General features: G+C 41.6%; 2 protein-coding genes. Both read left to right on the plus strand.

All coding sequences use genetic code 11. The features are described from left to right. Positions 1 to 256: 256 nt before the first annotated feature. Positions 257 to 1,360 carry a plasmid recombination protein gene (locus GKG00_RS08790; RefSeq protein ID WP_007572070.1) on the plus strand — a complete coding sequence of 368 codons (1,104 nt, stop codon included), beginning with the start codon at positions 257 to 259 and terminating at the stop codon, positions 1,358 to 1,360. 472 nt (positions 1,361 to 1,832) lie between these two features. Further along, the gene (locus tag GKG00_RS08795; RefSeq protein WP_008670455.1) at positions 1,833 to 2,423 is read left to right on the plus strand and encodes a hypothetical protein; all 591 of its coding nucleotides are present in this window, start codon (positions 1,833 to 1,835) and stop codon (positions 2,421 to 2,423) included. Positions 2,424 to 2,861 lie beyond the last annotated feature (438 nt).

Consider the following 2,861-nt stretch of genomic DNA (forward strand, 5'->3'; position numbering starts at 1 on the left):
CTTGTATTTTGGTAACTCTCCCGTATCGGTCAGCTACCGTTTGGTCAGCAACAAAGGTAGTACTTTATTGTCGCAAATCCAAATGTTTTCCCCTTTATTTGTGCATTTACAAAACATTCACTAACTTCGCACCTATGCAGTATGGTGATAGCACACTAGCACCCTAAAGGGTACGTGTGTAAGGGGACAAGCCCCCTTAACCCCCTGTCAGCCGGCTGTCACCGGCTGTTATCGATTGTCACAAAAATGTTAACTTATGGGAGCAACAAGTATTCATGTACAAGCAGTGAAGCCGGGGAGCGAGATTCACAACTTTAGGGAAAAAGAGTTGGACTATGTTCGTCCGGAACTTAGTCATTTGAATGAAAGCTGGGTTGGAGATAGCATCTCCCATCGGCTGGAGAGTGCGAAACAGAGATATTTCGATACGGTTGGGCAGAAGATGCAGACTAAAGCAGCACCCATACGGGAGGGGGTAATAGTAATCAAGCAAGAAACCACCATGCAGGAACTCCAGCAATTCGCTGCGGTCTGCAAGGAACGTTTCGGTATTGAAGCGTTTCAAATCCATATACACAAGGACGAAGGATACATGAACGCAAAGCAATGGACACCTAACCTTCACGCCCATGTAGTTTTCGATTGGACGCAGCCGAACGGGAAGAGTGTGCGTTTATCGCGTGATGACATGGCAGAACTCCAAACCATAGCATCTGAAGCACTGGGCATGGAACGTGGTGTTTCTTCTGATCGCAAACACTTATCGGCTATGCAGTACAAGACCGAATGTGCGAAAGAACAGCTTCAGGAACTATCCAACGATATATCCAGTGCGTTAGACAAGCACAAGGACGTGCAAAACCAGCTTCTTCAGCTTCAGAAAGAACTACGTTCCATTGAAACAAAGAAAAACGTCCAAAAACTCATTTCTAAGGCTTCAGAGAAGTTTTACGGCTTGATAGGGAAAACGGTTAACGATAGGGAAAAAGATGCCTTAAAAGCCAAAATAAAGGCTTTAGAGGGGGAAAATGAACAGCTATCCGATAGACTGGGAAAGGCTATACTTGAAAAAGAGCGAAACGGCACAAAGGTATTCAAAGCCGAGAACGACAAGGAGTATTATAGACAGCAAATGGACAATGCAAGGACAACCAGTAACCGACTAAGAACGGAGAACCAAGAACTAAAGACCGAAACCAAGGAATTGAAAAAAGAACTTGGTAAGATGAAAGACTTGTTCAATTCCGAACAACTGGAGGCTTTAAGGCATCATTTCCCAAACATATCAAAAGCTATGGAAGAGGGGAAAGACCTACTCAAGCAAATCACCAGAAGCAGAGGTTTCGGCATGGGTATGTAACCCCCCCCCGCCCCCAAAGGGGGAGCGACCAAACGGCAGCTTCACTCAATGGAGTGTTACGCCGTTCGGGTTCGGAAGAAATTTTGCAGGGTTCGAAAAACGGTTGTGTGCTTATTCGAAAAAAAGTTTATGGTGTGGGCGCTCGTCGGGACGGGTGGTCCCGCCCCTTGCCGCTGGGCGCTCCCCGACCGATGATTTTTTAAGTAGTTGATTATATGCCGTTTTTAGGGTATAATAAGAACTTAAGAAATAGAATAAGTTAAGTAGTTGATACTCAATATAGGGTATTTTCCATATTGGAAAATCAGATTTTCCATATTAGAAAGTCACTCTTTCCTATTAGATATTAAAAAGGAAAATATATTTTGCTTTTTTATTGTATAAATGGAAATTTAAATATTCCTTTGTGGAAAATCAAATTATACTTTTTCACCGATATATAGAAAGTCAAATTTGCCTAAATAGAATGTTTATGGAAAATAAGAAAGTACTCAAATTAACCGATTTTCAAAAAAACGAAGAAAACCCCTTTATGAAACAAGCAATTGAAGGGATTGAAAATCACGTTGTTAAGAAATACAAAAGTAGTACGGGAAGTGATAAAAAAGCTGTAGTTGCTGTTGCTGATACAGATACAGGAGAAGTATTCAAAACCTCGTTTATCCGACAAATAGAAGTAGATGAAGAGCAATTTGCAAAACTATACCTTGCGAATTTTGCCGCTTTTTTCAATCTATCACAATCAGCTATTCGGGTTTTCGGGTATATTCTAACTTGCATGAAGCCTAAGAATGATATGATAATTTTCGATAGGCGAAAATGCTTAGAATACACCCAATACAAATCAGACAAAGCCATATACAAAGGATTGGCAGAGCTCGTACAAAGTGAAATCATAGCAAGAGGTCCAAACGAATATAATTGGTTCATTAATCCGTTGATTGTCTTTAATGGGGATAGGGTTTCATTTACAAAAACATACGTTCGGAAAAAGACTTTAGCTGCCCAAAAGAAAGAAGAAGCAGAGAAACGACAGTTATCACTTGGTTTTGATGAACTGTAACACTCCATTGAGTGAAGCTGCCGTTTGGTCGCTCCCCCTTTGGGGGCGGGGGGGGATAGATAAAGTTCCTCTATGTAAAGTTATAATGGGGGATGAAAGGCAAGGTTCGCTAACCTTACCCCGATTGTTTATGCTTCCCAGCATTCAATCTATCCCCGTTTATGGGTTTCTCTTTCACCCTACAAAGATAACCTCATGGGGGAAAAATGTCCAAGAATATGGGGTAAAAACTATCAAGTCGGTAGAAAATAAGTATCTTTGAAGTACATTTTTAGTAGAGGTACTGGTATGCCTAGACGAAGCAGATAGGCAAAAATAAAGCCGCTGGGGATGTCGGATGTCCGTCAATTAACTCCAGCGGCTTGTATTTTGGTAACTCTCCCGTATCGGTCAGCTACCGTTTGGTCAGCAACAAAGGTAGTACTTTATTGTCGCAAA

Origin of the sequence: Finegoldia sp. BIOML-A1, from assembly GCF_009678325.1 — a bacterium.
GTDB lineage: Bacteria > Bacillota > Clostridia > Tissierellales > Peptoniphilaceae > Finegoldia > Finegoldia magna.

What these genes read in the sequence shown, in the direction of transcription:
- GKG00_RS08790 (WP_007572070.1), top strand. Translation starts at nt 257, where the DNA reads ATGGGAGCAACAAGTATTCATGTACAAGCAGTGAAGCCGGGGAGCGAG.
- GKG00_RS08795 (WP_008670455.1), top strand. Translation starts at nt 1,833, where the DNA reads ATGGAAAATAAGAAAGTACTCAAATTAACCGATTTTCAAAAAAACGAA.